Below are 20260 nucleotides of genomic sequence, written 5' to 3' on the forward strand. Positions count from 1 at the left end.
GAACGGGCGTGCAGATACGCTGAATGTGCATGACGCTTAGGTCGTACGAACCGTTTTCCTTTTAAATCAGACATGACACTGTAGTCAGATATTCAAGAGGAATGAGGTTGTATGACTGAGCTGAGAAAGCGACGGCTGTCGCGGTTCGGCGCGAAGGGCCTGGGTTGTCTTGGTGCCCTCGCTCTGGTCTGCGGCGGAGTCGCCGCCCCGGCGATGGCCGTTGACGCGGCGGGATCGTCGGATGCCACGATCGTGCTGGGCTTGGAGAACGCCCCTGCGAACGCGGACGGCTGGTCGCTTGGCGAACAGATGCATTATGTCGTCCGTCTGACCAACACGGGCGACCGCGTGTACGGCTTCGCGCCGACCGCATCGAATCTGAGCGGTTACGAGGGCTGCAAGTGGCGTCAGGCACCGGCGAACCAGCTGTTCGAATGCCCGGGCCTGATCACGCACACGGTGACGCAGGAGGACATGGAGCGCGGCAGCTTCGAACCGTCGATCACCTACACGCGTTATTCGCAGAACGATTACAAGGGTGTGGCCACGGAACTGCCCGCGGTCACGATGGCCGCCCAGAAGGTGCGCACGATCACGTACCCGGCGGCGAAGGGCTTCAAACCGGCCGATGCCGATCCATCGCTCGAGGCGAATTTGGGCGATATGTCGAAGATCGCATTGAGCGTGTCCAAGCAGTACAACATCCGTATCCCGGCCCTTGCGGTCGCATCGAACGGCGACCTGCTCGCCTCCTATGACAAGCGTCCGATCAATGGCGGCGCGAACGGCGGCGACGCGCCGAACGCCAATTCGATCATGCAGCGCCGCTCGACAGATGGCGGCAAGACATGGGGCGATGAGATCGTCGTCGCGCAGGGGGCGACCTCGCCGCAGCGCAAGGGATACTCCGATCCGTCCTATGTTGTCGACTACAAGACGGGCGCGATCTTCAACTTCCATGTGTACAGCCAGACCGCCGGCTTCGTGGCGAACGATCCCGCATACACCTATACGGCCGATGGCGCGATCGACGAGGCGAACGAACATACGGTAAACGTCGCCGTATCCACCTCGACCGACAACGGCCATACCTGGAAGGGCAACGTCATCACGGACCAGCTGCTGCGTGACGCGGCGAAACGCTACGATCTGCGCGCATGCTTCATGACCTCCGGCGCAGGCACGCAGAAGATGCAGGAGCCGAACAAGGGCCGTCTGCTCAACCAGTTGACATGCGGCGTGAACGGCGATCTGACGAAGGTCATCGCCGGCACCGTCTACTCCGACGACGACGGCGCCAGCTGGCATCTTGGCGAACTGACGACGACGACCACCGCCAACGGCGAATGGCGGTTCGATGAGAACAAAGTCGTCGAACTGTCCGACGGCCGCCTGCTGCTGAACTCGCGCACATGGGAGAAGAGCGCCGGCGGCTACCGCATCCAGGCCATCTCCGAGGACGGCGGCGAGCATTGGACCGATTACCGTTCGACTGCCCCGTATCTGCGTGACCCGGGCAACAACGCCCAGATCATCCGCGCCTATCCGAATGCGCGTCCCGGCACGTTGCGTTCGAAGGTGCTGTTGTTCTCGAACACGAACGATCAGGGCGACCGCATCCATGGCACGGTCAGCATGTCCGTTGACGACGGCGCGACCTGGCCGTACAGCAAGGAGTTCCGCGCCGAAGGCACCGGCTACACGACGATGGCCGTGCAACCCGACGGTCGCATCGGCCTGCTCATGGAGCCCGACGGCGGCGGATGGATGAACATCGGCTATACGTCGTTCACGATGCGCTGGCTGCAGGACGATCTTGTCACCGAGCTCAAAATGGCTCCGCAAAAGCGCGCTGAGGCCACCGTTGGCGAACATGTCAGCATTCCACTGGGGGTCGAGCATAACGACCCCGCGCTGGCCGACACCGCGAAGTTCGAGGGCCTGCCAGCCGGATTGAGCTATGACGAAGCCACGCAATCGATCGTCGGCGTTCCGACTGGCGCGGTAGACGCCGCAACCGAGCACAACGTCACCGTGACGCTCACCGAAGCCGATGACGGCACCGGAATGCCGCGTGAGGCCACGGCGTCCTTCGTGCTGGTCCTCAAACCCGCACCGAAGCAGCTGGATCAGCCTTCGACGGGCGATGAGGGCAAGCCGGGTGAGACCAAGCCCAGCGAGACCAAGCCCGGCGATGCCGGCAAGCCCGTCGCCGGTGCGCGGGGTTCCGCCCAAGGCACCGTGCATTCACCGAAGGGAGGCTATGTGGGCCTCGCTGCCACGGGCGCCGTATCGGCATGGATGACTGTCGCCTCGCTGATGCTCGCCGCATCGGGTGCCGCCGCACTCGCCTTCGTCAGCGTCGCATCGCGGCGTCGTGCACAACGGTAATACCCATCGCATCTGGTTTGTGGGTGCCTGCTTCATGACGCAGGCACCCATCAAACCACTCATATTTTCCATTGGAAGAACCATCATCAGAGCATATACAAGAGGAGACTCATGAAACACAGTAAATGGCTCAGCGCCGTGACTGGCGCCGCGGTGGCCCTCGCCATGCTGCCGATCGGGGCGTCGACGGCCGTGGCTGACGACATTTCCGATGCGAGCGCGCAGCTGCTGCGTCAGTCTGCGCTCGACGCGCGCCTCGGCGACGACGGCAAGACGCCGATCGCCATCGCCGACGGAGACCAGGTCTACGGCGCACGCGCTTCGCAGGTTCCGTATTCGGCCGATCTCCAGCAGATTGCCGGCAAGTCGTATTTCGTCGACTGCTCGGCGGCCGCGAACGGCGACGGCAGCCAGAAATCGCCGTTCAACTCGCTCGACGCGGCGAACGCCGTCAAGCTCAACGCCGGCGACGCGATGCTGTTCAAGGGCGGCGCCGCATGCGTCGGCACATTCACGCCACAGGGTTCGGGCACCGAAGCCGCACCTATCACGATCGACGCCTACGACGCAAGCGTGGACAAGCGTGCGCGCATCAACGCCAACGGAGCCGTCGACGCCGTGCATCTGTACAACGTGCAGCATTACATCGTGCGCAACCTCGAACTGACGAACACCTCCGGTGACGCCAAGGACTACGCCTCGCTGCGCCACGGCCTGCGCATCGAGCTCAAGGACTACGGCAACGCCTCCGGCTACGAGGTCTCGAACCTCTACGTGCATGACGTGCTTGGCGACAACCAGAAGGCGTCCACCGGCATCCGCCTCGAAGTCAACGGCGAGGTGACACCGACGAAGTTCGACGACGTCAACGTCCACGACAACATCGTTCGTCACGTCAACCGCACCGGTCTGGCGGTGACGACGAGCTGGTTCCACCGCGAGGAGGAATCGTCGTGGCCGGGCGACTTCTATCCGATGGGCGCCGTGTGGGTCCATGACAACTTCCTGACCGACATCGGCGGCGACGGCATCGTCGTGTGGAATGCCCCGGACGCGGTCATCGAATACAACACGCTCGAGAACGCGGCCAACGAGCACGGCGGCAAGACGGACAACTCGCACAACGCCGGAATCTGGTCGTGGGTCTCCGACCGCACCGTGTTCCGCAACAATCACGTCTTCGCGATGCACCGTTCGTCGCATAACAACGACGGCGCCGCCTTCGACGCCGACTCGGGCGGTTCGGGACTGATCTTCGAGCACAACCTCTCCCATGACAACATGGGTGGCTTCTTCATGTACTGCGGATGCTGGGGACTGAGCACACGTACGCTCGTGCGCTACAACATCTCCATCAACGACGGCCGCTACGTCGACATGGAGCCCAAGTGCGAGGCCTCCGGCGAGAGGGCACGCACGATCTTCACGGCAGGCACGACCGACTCCCACTTCTACAACAACACGATCCTGCTGCCGCCGACCGAGATCGACGTGGCCGGCTTCGGCCACTACATGGCGAACAACTCGGTCATGGCGAACAACCTGTACATCGCGCAGCAGGGCACCGTCGTCACCGATACGACGACGAACGAGCACAAGGGATCGTGGGCGAACACGCTCAACTGGCGCAACAACGTCTTCGCGGGTCCGGCCGGTGGCGCATGGCCGAGCGGTGTGCATACAGCTGATAATCAGGTCATCCCCGGCTTGACACTCGCTGCCGGCAACGGCATCGCGAAGCTGCATATCCAGCATGATGCGCTGACGGCCGCGGGCTATCCGATCGCGGATGCGAACGGGGAGCAAGCGGTCACCGACTTCCTCGGCAACCCGACCCCGACCGTGACGAACCCGGATATCGGCGCCTTCCAGTATTCGGCGTTCCCGGCGCAGGTCACCGTTGCCGATGGCGGATTCGAGGCGACCGATGCGAAGGCATGGAAGCTCGAGGATGCGCAGATCAACGCAGAGGGCCGTCGTTCCGGCGCCTCGGGACTGTATCTTGACAGGGGCGGCCACGCGACGCAGACGGTGAAGGCGGCGATCAACCGTACCTACCGTCTGACAGCCGCCGTGCATGCCGACGGAAACGGCGAACTGCCGAGCATCAGCGTCACACTGCCGTCGAAGGCGGTGACCCATGCCGAGCCGATGACGGACAAGGACGGCAAGCCGATCGTCTCCGCCGACGGATGGACGCCGGTGAGCGTCGTCTTCCGCACCGCATATGACGCGTCGACCTTCGACATCGCCATCGACGCGACGGACGGAGGATGGGTCGACGACGTCGTCGCCGAAGGCGTCTACGACCACATCGTCGATGGTTCCTTCGAGGCGCCTGCGAACACCGTCTGGCAGCCGCCGGTCGATATCATCGGCACACCGGGCAACGCAGGCGAGAGCGGACCGCTCGACCGCTCGACTGACGCCGTGACCGGTGCGCTGGCGACGCCGGTGCCGGTCACCGGCAAGCGTCAGACAGCGGCCGGCACGGAGACCTTCACCGCAGATGCGTTCAACCGTTTCGTCTACGTCGTCCCCGGACAGAACTACGAACTCGGTGTCTGGGCGAAGGCCGACGAAGGCAAGGAGGTCACGCTCGCATGGCGTCTGTATCCCGGCTTCTCGCAGGGATACCCGCTCACCAACGTCACGCCGCTCGGCGCGGCATCGACAAAGGCCACCGACTACACACGCGTGACGGTGCCCGTCAACTCGATGCAGAACCAGATCGAGGTCCGGTGCAGCGGCAACGGTCTGTGCGACGACATGACGCTCGTCGCGGCTTGGGATGGCACGGCGCCCGCGATCGGCGACGCCTCGCCGACCCAGCCGTCCAAGCCGAAGCCGACCGAGCCGACCACTCCGACCCAGCCGACGGAACCAGCCGGCAAGGACGATGGCTCGAAACCCGTCGTGAAGCCTATGACCGGTGACGGGGCCGACGCAATGAACAAGAAGGATGACGCCACGGCCCATGCGGACAAGGAGGAGCAGTCGGCGGCCAATCTCGCGCGTACCGGCGCGACGATCTTCGGCGTATGCCTGTTCGCCGGTGCGCTTGTGCTCATCGGACTTGTGCTCTCCGCCTATGTGCGCAGCAGGAAGGTGATGCCGAAGCACAATCACTGACATGCCGCCGATGAGGCGTTAGGACGGACAACCAACCCAATGCAGGCCGTTCGCAGGTCATGCGTCCATGACGCGGATTTGCGGGCGGCCTGCATCGGTCACACTGGAACACCAATCAAGGCCATGAATCTCCCGAACTCGCATAGCGGCGACCGGTGTCGGCGGTCATCTCCTTAAATAAGCAAATGGGTCACGTCTTCGCAGCGCATTCGGACCATGGAATGGGTGCCATCATCTCCGAACCGGATGCGCGGACGTGATCTTCGCAACCGCCGAGAGGAGATCAGGATTGTGCGTATGAAATCTCGACGTTATATGTCACATATGACAGGTGCGAGGCTGCTCAAAGACGTCGATGACGTCGCCGCCCGCATGATTGAGGATGCTGAACGCTTGCATGCGGCCGCATCTGCGGTTTCCTCAACGGCACCCGATGCGTCGACACGCAGGCGGTCGCGGCTTCTCTTAGATATGCAATATATCGGACGCAAACCGATCGTCGATCCTTTTGCGCGCGACGAAGCGTGAACGGAAGCCAAGAGACATGCTTTGACGAAAAGCGACCAACCAACTTATTCAGACCGCCCGCCATGCTCCGACCATGACGGTTCACGACGGGCGACAGACGAAAGGCTGTAATGAAACAACTCCGATTCAAGGCGCGAGGATTATGTGCGCTGATAGCCGCCGCCACGATGTCCTTCGCAGGTCTTGCGGTTGCTCCGGCAATGGCCGAGGACGGTGCCGCCGGCTGGAACGCAACCGCATCGGCCGTTGAACGTCCCCAGACGGTGCCGAGCCTCGACGGCTGGACACAGGGCGAAGGTACTTGGACGCTCGGCGAAGGCGCGCACATCGTCGCCCCGGAGGCGCTCTCCCGCCGTGCGCAGGCGCTTGCCCAGGAACTGTCCGCCTTCACCGATGTCGGTATCGCCGCTGCCAGCGGCGCCGCGACCGACAAGGACGTCGAACTCATCGCCGACGCCGCGCAGCGGTCGAATCTCGGCGAGGAAGGCTTCACGCTGCGCATCGGCAAGGACGGCTTCAAAGTCATCGGCGCGAGCGAGATCGGCGTCTTCTACGGCACACGTGCCGTTTCGCAGATGCTGCGGCAGGGCACGTTGACAATCCCGGCCGGTGAAGTGACGTCGAAGCCGAAGTACGCGGAGCGCGGTGCGACGCTGTGCGCCTGCCAGATCAACATGTCAACCGACTGGATCGACCGTTTCCTCGAGGACATGGCCGACCTGCGCCTCAACTCGGTGCTCATGGAGATGAAGCTCAAGCCCGAGGAAGCGAACACGAGCAAGGCCGCGACATGGTCATACTACACGCGCGACGACGTCAAGGCCTTCGTTCAGAAGGCGCGTTCCTACGGCATCGACGTCATCCCGGAGATCAATTCCCCGGGGCATATGAACATATGGCTTGAGAACTACCCGGAGTACCAGCTCGCCGACCGCAACGGCACCAAGAGCGCCGACCGTCTCGACATCACGAACCCGGACGCGGTGCGTTTCTATGAGACGCTCATCGACGAATACGACGGCGTCTTCGACACGGACTACTGGCATATGGGCGCAGACGAGTACATGATCGCGTCGAGCTACGCGAACTACCCGAAGCTGCAGCAGTACGCGGTCGACACCTATGGTGCGGGCGCGACGCCGAACGACGCGTTCACCGGTTTCATCAACCACATCAACGACTATGTGAAGGCGAAGGGCAAGCATCTGCGCATCTGGAACGATGGCATCGTCACGACGAAGAACGTCACGCTCGACAAGGACATCATCGTCGAATACTGGTATTCGGCGGCCGGCGCGCGCAGCCCTCAGGACCTGCTTGACAGCGGCAGCGACGTCGTCAACGCGAGCCAGCGGCTGTACTGGTCGCGCTCGGCGACCGGCTACTCGGTGAATTCGGCGGCGCTGTACAACAATGCGAACTGGAACGCCGGCAGTTTCGACGGCGGTCGTCAGGTCGACCCGAACAATCCGCATCTGCTCGGCGCAAAGGTCTCGATCTGGCCGGACACCTCGGATTGGATGACCGAGAACGAGGTCGAACAGCAGATCTCGGACAGCCTGCGCTTCATCTCGCAGATGACATGGTCGGCGTCGCGCCCTTGGACGGACTGGAACGGCATGAAGTCGACGATTGATGCGATCGGCAAACCGCTTGCCAACCGCCAGTATGTGTATCAGCCGCTGGGCGCCGGCACCTACGACATCCCGAAGCTCTCATCGGTCGCGGCGGGCCCGTGGACGTTGACGGCCACCTCCGACGGCTACTACCAGATGCGTGACGACGCGAGCGGACAATGCCTCGTCATGGACTCCGGCATCGGCGACGGCCTCACCCACAAGCACCTCAACGTCGTCACGCAGGTCGGTGCACGCCCCAAACTCGCCGCTTGCCAGGACGTGAGCGTGAACTGGAGCGCCGAGCGCAATGCCCGCCATGGCGGCCGCAACGTGCAGAAGTGGCAGATCCGCGCTGATGGCAAGGGCCGCTTCTCCCTTGCGCCGGCGTTGACGCAGCAGCGACTCGCCGTCGCCACCGGCAAGGAATCGCACATCGATCTCGACCAGATGCGTGTACTCGGCGGCGACATCGCGCCGAAGGCCGGCGTCATCGCGCAGTTCCCGTCCGATCTGGTTTCCGACAACGCGCTCTTCAACATCGTCGGTCGCTTCGGCGTGCAGGCGACGGCCTCGTCGCATGAAGTGCGGCCGTCCGCGCCGGTCGACGTGACCGTCGAGGTCACGGCCTCCGGCAACGCCGCCTCCGGGGACGTGACGGTGACGCCGAACCTACCCGAAGGCTGGAAGGTGATGCCCGACCACGTCGATCTCAAGTCGATTCCCGCCGGCAAGACCGCGCGTGCCATCTTCCGCGTCGTCAACACGAAGGACGGCATGTTGGAGCTCTTGTTTACCGCGAAGTCGAAGACCGGCGCGGCAGGCACCGCGAAGGTGACGCTTGACGGCTCGACGGCGCGGCCGCTGCCGGCACCCGACGACGCCTCCGAATACGCGGCGGACTCGGTGCAGGACGATGCCGTCGAGCGTGCGCCGATCGGCAACGCATTCGACGGGGACCTTGCGACGTTCTGGCATACGAAGTGGAATCCGGCCAACGATCCAGTCCCTCATTGGATCGCCTTCAAGACCGGTGAGGACGGCAAACGTCTCGCGTCCATTGACATGACGGCTCGGCAGAACAAGATGCAGGGTATCGCGAAGGATTACGAGGTCTACGTCGTACCGGCCGGTACCGCGGCCACCGTGGGAGCGATGACGGACGCCCAGTGGGGCGCGCCGGTAGCAAAGGGCGCCTTCGAGCGCAGCGAGAGCCGTCAGACCGTCGCGTTGCCTGATTCGATCCCCGAGGGCAAGGTGTATGTCAAGCTCAAGGTGCTCAGCAACCATCCGGATTCAGTGGGCCTTGACGCGTACACGTCGATCGCCGAGCTGCGCGCGAACGTGGCCGATGCGGCGCAGGACCTGACCGCGCCGGACCAGCCGACCGACAATCCCGTCGAACCGGATACTCCGCAGCCGGGAGCTGTGGACAAGGCCGCGTTGCAGGCTGAGATCGGAAAGGTATCTGGGCTGGACGCGACACAGTACACGGCGCAGTCTTGGACTGATTTGGCCGCAGCCCTGTCCCATGCGCGAAGCGTCTTCGATGACGCGAAGGCCGACCAGAAGACAGTGGACGACGCTCTCGCGAAGCTTGTCGACGCACATGCGAAGCTTGTCAGGAAGGATGTCTCCGGCAAGCCGACCATGAAGCCCGGCGATAAGCCGGCCGACGGAGACCAAGACGGCAAGGCCGGTGCGAAGCAGCCGAGTAAGACTGGAGAGAGCACCAAACCTGCCGTGAAGGAAGCGAAGTCCACGGCTGAGCTCGGCAATACCGGTTCGTCGGTGTCCATAATCGGCCTGATTGCGGTGATCTGCGCAATCCTGGCGACGCTTGTCGTTCTGGTGGTGCGCCACATGCGCAACATGGAGGAGTAGGCAGGCCAAGCCGGGGATAACCAGTGGGCGGAATAGGAAGAACATCAAAAGTATTCCGTCCACTGTTTATCTTCCAATATATGGGCTTTCGTTGTGACAGTATTGGCATGTGCTCAAATAGTATTGGAAGTAAGACATGAGTAATCGTAATCATGTGAATCATTGGCGGAAATTGGCAGGCACTGCTCTGGGCACGGTTGTATGCGCGATTATCGCCATAGGTTTGTTGGGTGGATGGCGTTCGTTGATCACGCCAAGAGGTGTTCTGGAAGTACTTATCCTTCTGTGTTTTGCATTGCTGGGATGGCTGATTGACCGTCACTTCAGCCAATGAAAAGTGTGATGCCGATGAACCTTTCAACCGGTGCCGCACCGCAATCATACTGCTCGTACAACCACATCGTCCACAACCGCTGCTCCCTTGTACTTCGCCACTAAAGGACTCCTTCCCACTCAAGAGTCCAGTTTTCCTGCACCACCTCTAGTGTTGAAGCGAACTATACGTATATGACAAACACTCCAATGCGTTTGTTGTAGAAAACAATGTACGACGAATCGGTGGAGGTGGCCTTGTCTATGCGGATTGGCGAAACGACGGCGAATATGATCATGCGATGGTCGTTGTCGGCTATATCAGTCGTGGCGACAAAACTGGCCCAGTGGTTTGCGGGAAGAGAGACAATGCGCATGATGTGCCGCTTGCCGACATTACCGCCAGGCATCGGGGCATGAAATGGAAGGGGTTGCAGTGGAAACGGTAACCACCGGAACCCCGCATGGCCCCGACCGGCGTATGCCGTGGGTCTTCCGCGTGTCGATCATCTGCGTGCTGCTCGTATTCTATCTGGCATGCTGGTTCGCGGCGAATGCCTATGTAGACCGAGAAGTCGATGCATACCAGAGTGCCGAGCGCGTCTGGGTGGCGTCAGAGGGAATGCTCAACGACACGAACCGTATGCTCAGACGGCTTCCTCAGAATCTGCGCAAACAGGCGCAGGAGGAGACTTCGATTCGCCCTCCTGTCGCGAGCACGGCGAACGCCTACCTCGGTTCCCCGTATCGTTCACCTTATGTATGGGTGCTTATGCGAGACGCCTGGAAGATCCGTCAGGAGCGGGATGCGCAGATTGGCGCCGCCCTGCAGAATCTAGATAACAACACGTCGCAATATGACGCGTTGAACGCGGAGCAGTGCGGGAGCTGGTAACCCCCGAATCGCAGTACGTGCGGCCCCGCATCCGATGCGGGGCCGCACGTACCTGAAAGAAGGGTTCTTTGTTTGGCGGATGGGGCAGTCAATGTGGGCGGTTGGGGTCTTGCGGGCCATCATCGTGCAGCGAGAGCGCGTAGGCGGCGGAGAAAACGGCCGCGACGATCGGTGCCAGCCACATATACCGATAGGTGTGCGTCGTCTTGCCGATGAGTAGGGCGCATAGGAGCAGAAGGGTGAGGAACACCCCCAGCACAGACCAGAACCTTTTCACAGCAGGCACCCGGATACGGCGTCGCCTACACGCACCCAACCTTTCGCGTCGGAACGGTACCATGCCCACCCGGCGCCGATGGCGCATAATGCTAAGCCGCCTGGACCGATTTTTTTGGCAACGATCTTCGCCCCGCGTCCGGCTTGCTTCGCCACGCTCCACGCCTTGCCTTTTAGCCAGTGTGATTTGGCCTGTCCAAGCCAGCGGGCGGCTCCGCGCGCTTTGTCGGAGATGAAGCGCCCTGAGCCCTTGAACCATGCAGCCACATTGTCCCACCATTTCGGATCGGCAGTGATCGGATAAGCAAAGCTGTCGGCATGGTGTTCGACAACTTGGATCAGGGTGTCGCCATCAGGGGCAGTTTCGAAATGAGTGGGTACTTGTCGGCCGTTCGCATCCACTGCCCAAGGGACGAACACCACCGACGGCGTGGATGCCATCGGAAGCGATCTGGAACAGAATGGCCATGCCGGTCTGCTCATCTATCATGATCCAGTCCACTCCGCTGAACTGGTATGCGTGGCGTTCGGGCGCAGATCGGTCCTCTAGAACGCTGTGCACCATGACAGCGTCGTCTCGGGTAGAGTCCACGGCATAATCCACCTTGTCGCCTTCCGCGATGGCCATGCCATTTTCCGCATAGAGGGAGCCTACGGCTGCATCGGAGATGGCAAGTGTCCGACCGGATGGCATGGACGACACCTGCAGCCCTACAGCATTCTCGGTATGAGTGACAACGAAAACGCCGTCACCGCTGATCACGGTTGAAGGAGTTTTCGTGGCGTTCATGGCAAGCGCCGATTCGGTCCCTATGGATGATTGGGCATGTTCGACGGTTGCGCTGACCGTTTCGTCTGCCTGGGCGGACAGCGCAGTGCTTGCCGCCAACAGGACCGCCATTATCAATGATGCAGCGTTTGTTGCTTGTTTTTTTTGTGATCATCATGATCTCGTTTCTTGTTTTTTTCTAGGGGATAATGTGTGATGATAAGCCCGATTTCAGATTACCGGAATTGGGCACGTGCTTATAAATAGTCGGTCTAGGATTCGCGTATAGCGGATATACCAAAACCGGTAATTCTAGCTCAATTCAACGGATGCGGCCGAAAGGGCTCGTTTGGCTATGCACGCCCTTGAGCAGTGGGGCATGCACGGTGACGATAATGGGAATAAAGGGCGTCGTGCCTTGGGGGCGCCTAATGGCGCCAATGGATCCGTGTCTGCCATGGTGCGGAAAACCGGTCTGCGGCAGGTCGGTTTTCCGGTGCGCTCGTCCTCGCCTGGATAATGCAACGGATACGGCGCGCGACGCTGTCGCCGCTATGCTTGGCGCTCGTGCGCCCGACGCCGATGTCCCGATAGCCTGCGTCCGACGGTTTGCATGTCACGCAGCCATCCGCAAACCATTACCCTTAATCCGCAGGTTATCATAGAGGCATCCAATTCCCCGAAGCATTGCAACAACGGCTGAAACCCATCCCTCATCGTCGACTGACCAACACCTATGGCATACGCGGACGCGATAGAACCATGCGGGGGCATGAACGGATGGCAGCGAAGAATCCTGACCGTAGCGTGGATGTCCGGGCACCAAAAACCACGTTGCGTTCATTCGGCAATCCGGGTGCTCATATGGTTGCGGCACATGGCATAGTGGTTAATTATGTCGACGATTCAGTAAAACTAGCAATTCGACAAACTTTGAACACTATGTTTTGTATTCTCGATTCCCATGCAAGATTTGACCAACCATCATGAAGACGGACGGCTGGAGGTGCTCGCCCAGGCGCTGACCGTCATGCAGCAACTAAACGCGGAATCATCTCCGTACGCCCATGCGGCATTCGGTGATGTGCTGACCATTCTGGAACGGTATGGGGCGGGCGAAGAGGAACTGTGGCCCACGTTGGAGGCGATGCTGATCGAGGTCTTCTCGTTCCATCAGTTCCTCGACATGAGGCTGACACGAATCGAACAGGCACAGGATCCGCCTGTCTCATGGTGACGTTCCGGTCCCTGGTGAATCCGCAGAATGCTGGCATCGGCAACTTTGCGCGAGGTGTGAGGTCTTTCCGTGACCGATAACAGAACCGCCACTCTGCCGACGCCGCGACAAGAGCTATTAACTACCTGTATAGGTATTTGCCCTCGTCTATCTTACGGGCGATGTCTTGCAGTTCCGAGGCGAGCCTGCGATCCTCCTCGGAGCCGGAGTTCAGTTTATGCGCCTTGCGGTCCAGCCGATACTCGTTGCCGAAATACGCGCCTATGCCGAGAATCAGCACCGCTATGATGACCCAGATCATGGTTTCTTCGTCACCCCAAAACCGAACAAAGCCAAGCAGGCGCGAAGCGGACCGGCAGTGCCGTACTTGCCGATGTTATGACAGGATTCACGAGTGGGCACCCAGTAGTCATAACACTGGTTCCCCACATAGAAGTCGCAGCGTTTGCGGGTTGTGACCTCGGCGGCGCCAGCTGGCGCGGACAGGACCGTCCCCATGCCGGGAACAGCTGTTAACGACATGAGCATGGCAGCCAACTTTTTCCATATGGACCTTTTCATATTCATATCCATCCTTCCTTCTTTGTTGCGGCTTAGCGTTGGGTCATAATCCTCATTATTCGGCGGTGATGGAGTGACGCATGCATCATGATGACCGTGCCATCGCCTCCTTTCGACCTTTCGATATGACATGCGCGCCATCCATATGGCTCGTCACGCGTGCGGAACGCGCCGGCAACGATTGCCGGCGCGGCGGCATATGCCTCATGTTCAGTTCGCCAGATCGGCCCAGTCGTTGTCGTCGTCACGGTGGAACAGCGATCCGATGCCCCAATACATCAACATCACGAGAAGGCACGGCAGGAAGAGCAGCTCGGTTCCGATGTCGCGCAGTCTTCCGACCATGGCCTTGTCTGATCCGTGTGCATTCATGGAGAACCTTTCCGGCCGACCGTCATCCCGTTCGATGCATACGATGACGGCGGCGCAAGCGTCCGTGGTGTGCCTGTGCCTCCATGATGCGGCAGATCGTTCGATGCGATGGAATTCCACGCATGATTCGGCCTTCGGGGTTCATGATGCGGTTTCTCCGGCGTATACAGCGGTCTGGCTGCCGTCCTCGCTGGTTGTCCGAGGCGAGCGGAAAGCAGTCGTCACCGATGATATTCGTCCGGCTATGCCACAGGCGTCGACATGTACGGGATGCCCGAGTTCCTGTGCCCGGCTGCCGTCTTAATCGGAGACCAAGCGGGACTAATTGGTTTTCCTTGCGGCATAAGGGATGCGCAGGAATGGGACAGCCAGTGGGGCTGTCCGAGGCAACCGGCCTCTATAGACTTATCGGGAATAATTCAATCTCACGTCGGCAAGGATGCGTGTCAGCGAGGACGTGTGGATGACTGCTGAGGCGGAGGTCGAATGACTGTGATGGTCCGCTGTGCAAGAACCCGGATGATGGTCTCTTCAAAGCATGTTGTCGTTCATTCGATCGGAGTCATATGCGATCAGGCCGACTGAATCGGACGATTGTGAGGTAGACCGCCCATGTCGATGCGGAAGACCATGGTAACTGCTGCTTTTGCCGTACTGATAACCTGCTCGTTCATATGCGGGTCGGCATCGGCGGCACCGACGAACGACTCTGCCGGGGGAGGGCCTCCGGCACCCGCCGCGCCCACGGCGAGCGCTGACGACGTCGCATCGCCTCAACGTGGGCGGTTGTCCACGGAGCGAATGACCGTGTCCGTGGACGAGAGTTTCCCGTCCGTTATCCGATACGCCATGTCCGATGGCAAGGTCATGCAGGGACGATCCGCGCCTTCGCGAATCGTGTCCATCAACGGCCATGATGTCACGCTGGGACCCGACGACGTCTCATTCACGCAAAGCGGCGCCAAGGCCGACTACGTCCTCAAGGTCAAAGATGCCGCTGCATCCATCGACGCGATCCTGACCGTCGAGCTGGAGGCGCGGGGGAACGCGCTCTCCTTCACCGTGGCCAAGGTGGTCAACAATCTCGATCCGAATGCGTCGGTGAGTGAGGGCGGACTGCGTGTTGATGGAGAAAACCATCCGATTGAGACCATTGCGTTCCCTGGCAACGATCTGGTGTCCATGCGCAGTGACGCAGCCGATGCGCAGTTCACCGGCGCGCTTATGTCATCGGACACGAACAAGCCGGGTGATGAGAACCTCCGCATCACGGAACGGACCAGCATGAACAACCGTGATTACATGTATGCGTTCGTCTCCGGCGGTGGGTTGAGCGCAGGCGTATGGTCGAATTCCGAGCATAACGGCAGGGTGGTGGCGGCGCCGGTGCAGGGAGGCAGCCAGAACACGAGGATCCTCGCCAACACCACGACCGCCGATGGCGCCGTGTCTCTGGGGCTCAACAGCGCGCCGTGGTATTGGCATCGCACCGTAAGGGATTCGAAGAATAGGTCGTATATCGTGGCGCAGACGGACCTGCCCCGCATGTCGGTGGCCATCGCCGCCGACGAGAATGCCGACGGGAAAGTGGACTGGCAGGACGGGGCCATCGCGTTCCGCGGTATCATGAACAATCCTTTCAAAAGCGAGGAAGTCCCCGAACTGGTGGCATGGCGCATAGCCATGAACTTCGGCTCGCAGGCGCAGAATCCGTTCCTGACCACGCTCGACAATGTCAAGAGGGTCGCGCTGAACACCGATGGGCTGGGACAGTCGGTCCTGCTCAAGGGATACGGCAATGAGGGACATGACTCGGGACATCCCGATTACGCCGACGTCAACGCGCGCGCCGGCGGCGCGGACGACATGAACACGCTCATCAAGGAAGGGACGGGATACGGCGCGCGCTTCGGCGTGCATGTCAACGCGTCCGAGATGTATCCGGAAGCCAAGGCCTTCGACGAGGAATCAGTACGGCGCGACCCTTCGGGCGCGCTGCACTACGGGTGGAACTGGCTGGATCAGGGCATCGGCATCGACGGCATCTGGGATCTGGGCTCCGGAGCCCGCCAGCGCAGATTCGCGGAGCTTGGCCAGCAGGTGCATGGCATGGATTTCGTCTATCTTGACGTATGGGGCAACCTGACCTCATCCGGCTCCGAGGATTCCTGGGAGACGCGCAAGATGTCGAAGATGATCAACGACAACGGGTGGCGCATGGCCACCGAGTGGGGGTCAGGAAACGAATACGATTCCACCTTCCAGCATTGGGCCGCGGATCTGACCTATGGCGGCTCCACCGCGAAGGGGGAGAACTCGCAGGTGATGCGCTTCCTGCGCAACCATCAGAAGGACAGCTGGGTGGGTGACTACCCCTCCTACGGCGGCGCGGCGAACGCCCCGTTGCTGGGCGGCTACAGCATGAAGGACTTCGAGGGATGGCAGGGGCGTTCCGACTACGACGAGTACATCGAGAACCTGTTCGCCCATGACGTCTCCACCAAGTTCCTCCAGCATTTCAAGGTGACGCGTTGGGTCAACAGTCCGCTCGATTCGACATCCGTCCAGGATGCGTCGGTCAACGGCGGCAACGAGTTCATCGAGTTGAAGGACGCCTCCGGCAACACGGTGACGCTCTCGCGCGGCTCGAACGACGGCGCGACGGCCGCATACCGCGATCGCACGATCACGCTCAACGGCGTTGTCGTCGCATCCGGCGCCGTTCCCCGTGGAGACAATGGCCAAGGCGGCACGGAGTCGTATCTGCTGCCTTGGCTATGGAACGCCGAGACGGGCGAACGCGTCGCGGCCGCGGACGAGAAGCTCTACCACTGGAGCACGGCGGGAGGCACGAGCGAGTGGACCGTGCCGGACGACTGGCGGGGACTGGCGAACGTCAAGGTGTACAGGCTGACCGATCAGGGCAGGACCGACGAACGGACCGTCGTGGTAACGGACGGCAGGATCTCGCTCGATGCAGACGCGGCGACCCCCTACGTCATCTACCGTGGCGACGCGGCGCCAGCGCCCATCAACGTGGCATGGAGCACCGGCATGCACGTCGTCGATGCCGGATTCAACGGAGGGGAGTCGTCGCTCGCCTCGAACTGGAAACCGGATACGTCCCGTGGCGGCAACGCCTCCATCGCCAAGGACGCGCACGCTAACCCCATGCTCAAGCTCTCCGGTACGGCCTCCGTCCGGCAGCCGCTCACCGGATTGCAGCCCGGGCAACGCTACGCGCTCTACGTTGGCGTGGACAATCCCTCGAACGGGCGCGCCTCGATGCGCGTCGATCATGACGGGACGGCGTTGGCGACGAACTCCACCGGAAGATCCATCGCGACGAACTACGTCAAGGCGTACGCGCACAACACGAATTCGGCCACGACGAACAACGGCAGCCGCTTCCAGAACATGTACGTGTTCTTCGTCGCCCCCGAATCCGGCGAGACGACGCTGACGCTGCGCCACAACGGCGACGGGGACGCCTATTTCGACGACGTGCGCGTGGTGCGCAGCCAATACGACGGCCTGCGCGTCGACGGTCACGGCGAAACGATCCGTCTCTCCAACAACTTCGAGAACAACGCCCAGGGCATATGGCCCTTCGTGGTGGCCGGCGCCGAAGGCGTCGAGGACAACCGCATCCACCTGTCGCAGCTGCATGCGCCATATACGCAGTCGGGATGGGACGTCAAGAAGATGGATGATGTGCTCGTCGGCGCCGACCCCAAGAGCAACTGGTCGGTGAAGGTCAACGGCCTGTCCGGACGCAACGCGCTCATCTACCGGACCATCCCGCAGAACTTCACTTTCGAGGCGGGACGCCGCTACCGGGTGAGCTTCGACTACCAGTCGGGCACTGACGGCATCTACGCCGTCGCCGTAGGCCACGGCGACTACGGTTCCGGCAAGCTTTCCCTGACCGATCTTCCCAAGGCGCTGGGCACGGACGGCCATTACGAGTTCGAGCTGACCGGCGGCGTGAACGACGATTCCTGGTTCGGCGTCTATTCGACAGGGAAGGCCCCCGACACGCAGGGCACGGACGGAAACGCCGCCAATTTCGCCGGATACAAGGACTTCGTGCTCGACAACCTCGTCATCGAACGCATCGACCAGAAGCCCCGCAGCGAACAGGATGCGCGGGACGAACTCGCGCGGGTCTCCAAGGCCTACGGAGAACGGCAGGGTGACTACTCCGATGAAGCGCGCCGCATCTACGCCATCACCCTCGCCAAGGCGAAGGCGCTGATCGACCATGACGATGCGGATGCGGACGACTTCACGCGGGCTCATGACATGCTCGTCGAACTCGACGAGTACATGAAGCAGGCTCCGGGGAACGATTCGAGCGACGCCAAGGACATCGCCGATGACCGCTACCGCGTCACCGTGGGCAGCGCGCAGCCTGACTACGGCGGATACGAGGGCCCGGCTGAATATGCGCGGGACGGCAAGGATTCCACCTACTGGCACACCGCATGGGGCGCGAACGCCGTGCACGACGGCACGGCATGGTACCAGTTCGACCTCGCCAAGCCCACGACCGTGACCGGTTTGCGGTATCTGCCGCGCCCGGGCGGGGACAACGCCAACGGCAAGATCAAGCAGTACCGGATCACACTCGTCCGCGCCGACGGAACGCGTACGAGCATCGACGGCGAATTCTCCACCTCCACCCGCTGGCAGCGGAAGTCCTTCGACGCCGTGGCGGACGTCTCGTCGGTCCGCGTTGAGGTCCTGACGTCGTCCGGCGCGAGCGCCGATCAGGGCAACAGGTTCGCCTCCGCGGCGGAGCTGCGGCTGACGACCGACCGTGATGTGCCGCTGACGCCCATCGTGGCGGACAAGTCAGAGCTGGCGGATCTCGTGGACGCCGCGAAGGCGCTTCGGGAAGACGACTACGCGAACGATGGATGGCAGCGCCTGACGGATCGCCGCACGCATGCCGAATCAGTGCTCGCCGACAAGGACGCCACGGTCGACGACGTAGAGCTTGCGGCCGCTAATCTCCACGACGCCATCGCAGGGCTGGAAAAGGCCTCCGCGAAGGCGGACAAGACGGCGCTGCGCGATGGTCTCGTAAAAGCGGAAGCCCTCAGGCAATCAGATTGGAGTGATGCGAGCTGGGCGACGCTGGCCGGCGCGGTCTCCGACGGCCGCAGGATACTCGATGATGAAGGCGCCACGCAGGCTCAGGTGGACGATGCGCTCAACGCCTTGGACAAGGCGATTCACGGGCTTGAGGGCAAAACGGCCGCCGAGCCGGGCACGCCCGGCAAGGATGATGGTTCCGTTGCGAGCCTCGACGCGCTCAGGAAGCTGATCGCGAAGGGCGCCGCCATGCGGACGGACTCCTATACGGAGCCGAGTGTCGACGCGCTGCGTCGCGCGCTGCGTGGGGCCAAGGCGGTCGCCGAAGCGAACGATCCGTCAAGCCAGCAGGTCGACGAGGCCATCAAGGCGCTGCAAAAGGCCATCGATGCGCTGCAGGCGATTCCTGCGACGGCGTCGGATGCCGAATCGGCCGACGGCGTCACGATGGCGGCAACCGGTTCCGCGACCGTAGCGGCCGCCATAACCTTCGGACTATTCACCGTCTTCGGTCTGGCAATGCTTGCCGTGAGGAAGCCGCGCCGCGACTGACCTCCCATTACCGACCTCCTGTCGCGCGTGCGATTCCCGATCGGGGATTGTGCGCGCGACAGGAGGTCGATTTGCTCCTACGAGAGATGCTCATGCGGTTCCATGTCGGACATCGTAGACCGCAACCGCAAGTCTTGCGTCCGATCGTGTCGCCGACCATGTGCGTTGTATCCTGGATCCAGCTGTTGGCTATGAGGGGAAGGTGTTCCATGACGGATGAAGCGAATGAGCTGAGACTGATTCGCGTGGTCGGCGCGGCGATCGTCAAGGACGGCAAGGTGCTGTGCGCGCAAAGAGGCGTGGGGAAGTCGCTCGCCGGATACTGGGAGTTTCCCGGCGGCAAGATCGAAGCGGGCGAGACGCCGCCGCAGGCGCTCCGACGTGAGATCGAGGAGGAACTGCTGTGCGAGATCGACGTCGGCAAGGAGATCTGCACAAGCGACCACCTCTACGACTTCGGCAGGGTGGAGCTGACGACCTTCCTGTGCCATCTGATCGAAGGCATGCCTGTGCTGACCGAGCATGAACGCATCGAATGGATGAATCCGGCCGATATGCCGCAACTCAACTGGGCGCCGGTCGACCACGACGCGGTGGAACGTATCGCGAAAATGGCGTTGTGACCGCATGGTCGG

General features: G+C 61.7%; 17 protein-coding genes. 11 read left to right on the forward strand and 6 right to left on the reverse strand.

Annotated elements, in window-relative coordinates; all coding sequences use genetic code 11:
* The first annotated feature begins 111 nt into the window (after positions 1-111).
* The 7 genes from B1400_RS01115 to B1400_RS01130 all read left to right on the forward strand — a co-directional run bounded on the left by B1400_RS01115 (position 112) and on the right by B1400_RS01130 (position 10758).
* Complete coding sequence (locus tag B1400_RS01115; RefSeq protein WP_095612638.1) at positions 112-2391, forward strand: sialidase family protein; 2280 nt, start codon at positions 112-114, stop codon at positions 2389-2391.
* 111 nt (positions 2392-2502) lie between these two features.
* Positions 2503-5523, forward strand: coding sequence for a right-handed parallel beta-helix repeat-containing protein (locus tag B1400_RS01120; protein WP_095612639.1), 3021 nt, complete (start codon positions 2503-2505; stop codon positions 5521-5523).
* Between the two features lie 297 nt (positions 5524-5820).
* A complete protein-coding gene (locus B1400_RS09395; RefSeq protein WP_157909603.1) occupies positions 5821-6051 on the forward strand; it encodes a hypothetical protein in 231 nt (76 codons plus the stop codon).
* A gap of 200 nt (positions 6052-6251) precedes the next feature.
* Positions 6252-9551: a family 20 glycosylhydrolase gene (locus B1400_RS01125; RefSeq protein ID WP_235607246.1), complete on the forward strand. Its 3300-nt coding sequence runs from the start codon at positions 6252-6254 to the stop codon at positions 9549-9551.
* 136 nt (positions 9552-9687) lie between these two features.
* Positions 9688-9885, forward strand: coding sequence for a hypothetical protein (locus B1400_RS09400; protein WP_133064569.1), 198 nt, complete (start codon positions 9688-9690; stop codon positions 9883-9885).
* A 220-nt stretch (positions 9886-10105) separates the two neighbouring features.
* A complete protein-coding gene (locus tag B1400_RS10100; RefSeq protein ID WP_133064581.1) occupies positions 10106-10312 on the forward strand; it encodes an amidase domain-containing protein in 207 nt (68 codons plus the stop codon).
* Positions 10300-10758, forward strand: coding sequence for a hypothetical protein (locus B1400_RS01130; protein WP_095612641.1), 459 nt, complete (start codon positions 10300-10302; stop codon positions 10756-10758). The genes B1400_RS10100 and B1400_RS01130 overlap by 13 nt, the downstream gene beginning before the upstream one ends.
* A gap of 88 nt (positions 10759-10846) precedes the next feature.
* Here the strand turns inward: B1400_RS01130 and B1400_RS09565 are convergent, their stop codons facing one another.
* Genes B1400_RS09565 through B1400_RS01135 form a run of 3 tightly spaced genes read right to left on the reverse strand, consistent with a single transcriptional unit; the run spans position 10847 to position 11824 of the window.
* Positions 10847-11017: a hypothetical protein gene (locus B1400_RS09565; protein WP_157909604.1), complete on the reverse strand. Its 171-nt coding sequence runs from the start codon at positions 11015-11017 to the stop codon at positions 10847-10849.
* A 14-nt stretch (positions 11018-11031) separates the two neighbouring features.
* The gene (locus tag B1400_RS09410; RefSeq protein ID WP_162288147.1) at positions 11032-11436 is read right to left on the reverse strand and encodes an MFS transporter; all 405 of its coding nucleotides are present in this window, start codon (positions 11434-11436) and stop codon (positions 11032-11034) included.
* Positions 11387-11824, reverse strand: a complete 438-nt coding sequence (locus tag B1400_RS01135; protein WP_162288149.1) for a hypothetical protein — start codon at positions 11822-11824, stop codon at positions 11387-11389. The genes B1400_RS09410 and B1400_RS01135 overlap by 50 nt, the downstream gene beginning before the upstream one ends.
* Between B1400_RS01135 and B1400_RS09780 the strand changes: the two genes are divergently transcribed.
* Positions 11814-12020, forward strand: coding sequence for a hypothetical protein (locus B1400_RS09780; RefSeq protein WP_162288150.1), 207 nt, complete (start codon positions 11814-11816; stop codon positions 12018-12020). The two genes, B1400_RS01135 and B1400_RS09780, sit on opposite strands and share 11 nt — an antisense overlap.
* A 747-nt stretch (positions 12021-12767) precedes the next feature.
* Entirely contained in the window at positions 12768-13040 is a 273-nt protein-coding gene (locus tag B1400_RS01140) for a hypothetical protein (protein WP_095612643.1), read from the forward strand.
* Positions 13041-13161: 121 nt separating this feature from the next.
* Here B1400_RS01140 and B1400_RS01145 read toward each other — a convergent pair whose 3' ends face one another.
* From B1400_RS01145 to B1400_RS09785, 3 genes are all read right to left on the reverse strand, one after another.
* Complete coding sequence (locus B1400_RS01145) at positions 13162-13341, reverse strand: hypothetical protein (RefSeq protein ID WP_095612644.1); 180 nt, start codon at positions 13339-13341, stop codon at positions 13162-13164.
* Positions 13338-13607, reverse strand: coding sequence for a hypothetical protein (locus B1400_RS01150; RefSeq protein WP_133064571.1), 270 nt, complete (start codon positions 13605-13607; stop codon positions 13338-13340). The genes B1400_RS01145 and B1400_RS01150 overlap by 4 nt, the downstream gene beginning before the upstream one ends.
* Positions 13608-13811: 204 nt before the next feature.
* Positions 13812-13973, reverse strand: coding sequence for a hypothetical protein (locus B1400_RS09785; RefSeq protein ID WP_162288151.1), 162 nt, complete (start codon positions 13971-13973; stop codon positions 13812-13814).
* Positions 13974-14603: 630 nt separating this feature from the next.
* On the opposite strand from B1400_RS09785, the gene B1400_RS01155 reads away from it, so the two are divergent.
* Positions 14604-19625: an endo-alpha-N-acetylgalactosaminidase family protein gene (locus B1400_RS01155; RefSeq protein WP_268802251.1), complete on the forward strand. Its 5022-nt coding sequence runs from the start codon at positions 14604-14606 to the stop codon at positions 19623-19625.
* 209 nt (positions 19626-19834) lie between these two features.
* The gene (locus B1400_RS01160) at positions 19835-20248 is read left to right on the forward strand and encodes a (deoxy)nucleoside triphosphate pyrophosphohydrolase (protein WP_095612647.1); all 414 of its coding nucleotides are present in this window, start codon (positions 19835-19837) and stop codon (positions 20246-20248) included.
* Positions 20249-20260: the final 12 nt, after the last annotated feature.

Origin of the sequence: Bifidobacterium italicum, assembly GCF_002286915.1 — a bacterium.
Taxonomy (GTDB): domain Bacteria; phylum Actinomycetota; class Actinomycetes; order Actinomycetales; family Bifidobacteriaceae; genus Bifidobacterium; species Bifidobacterium italicum.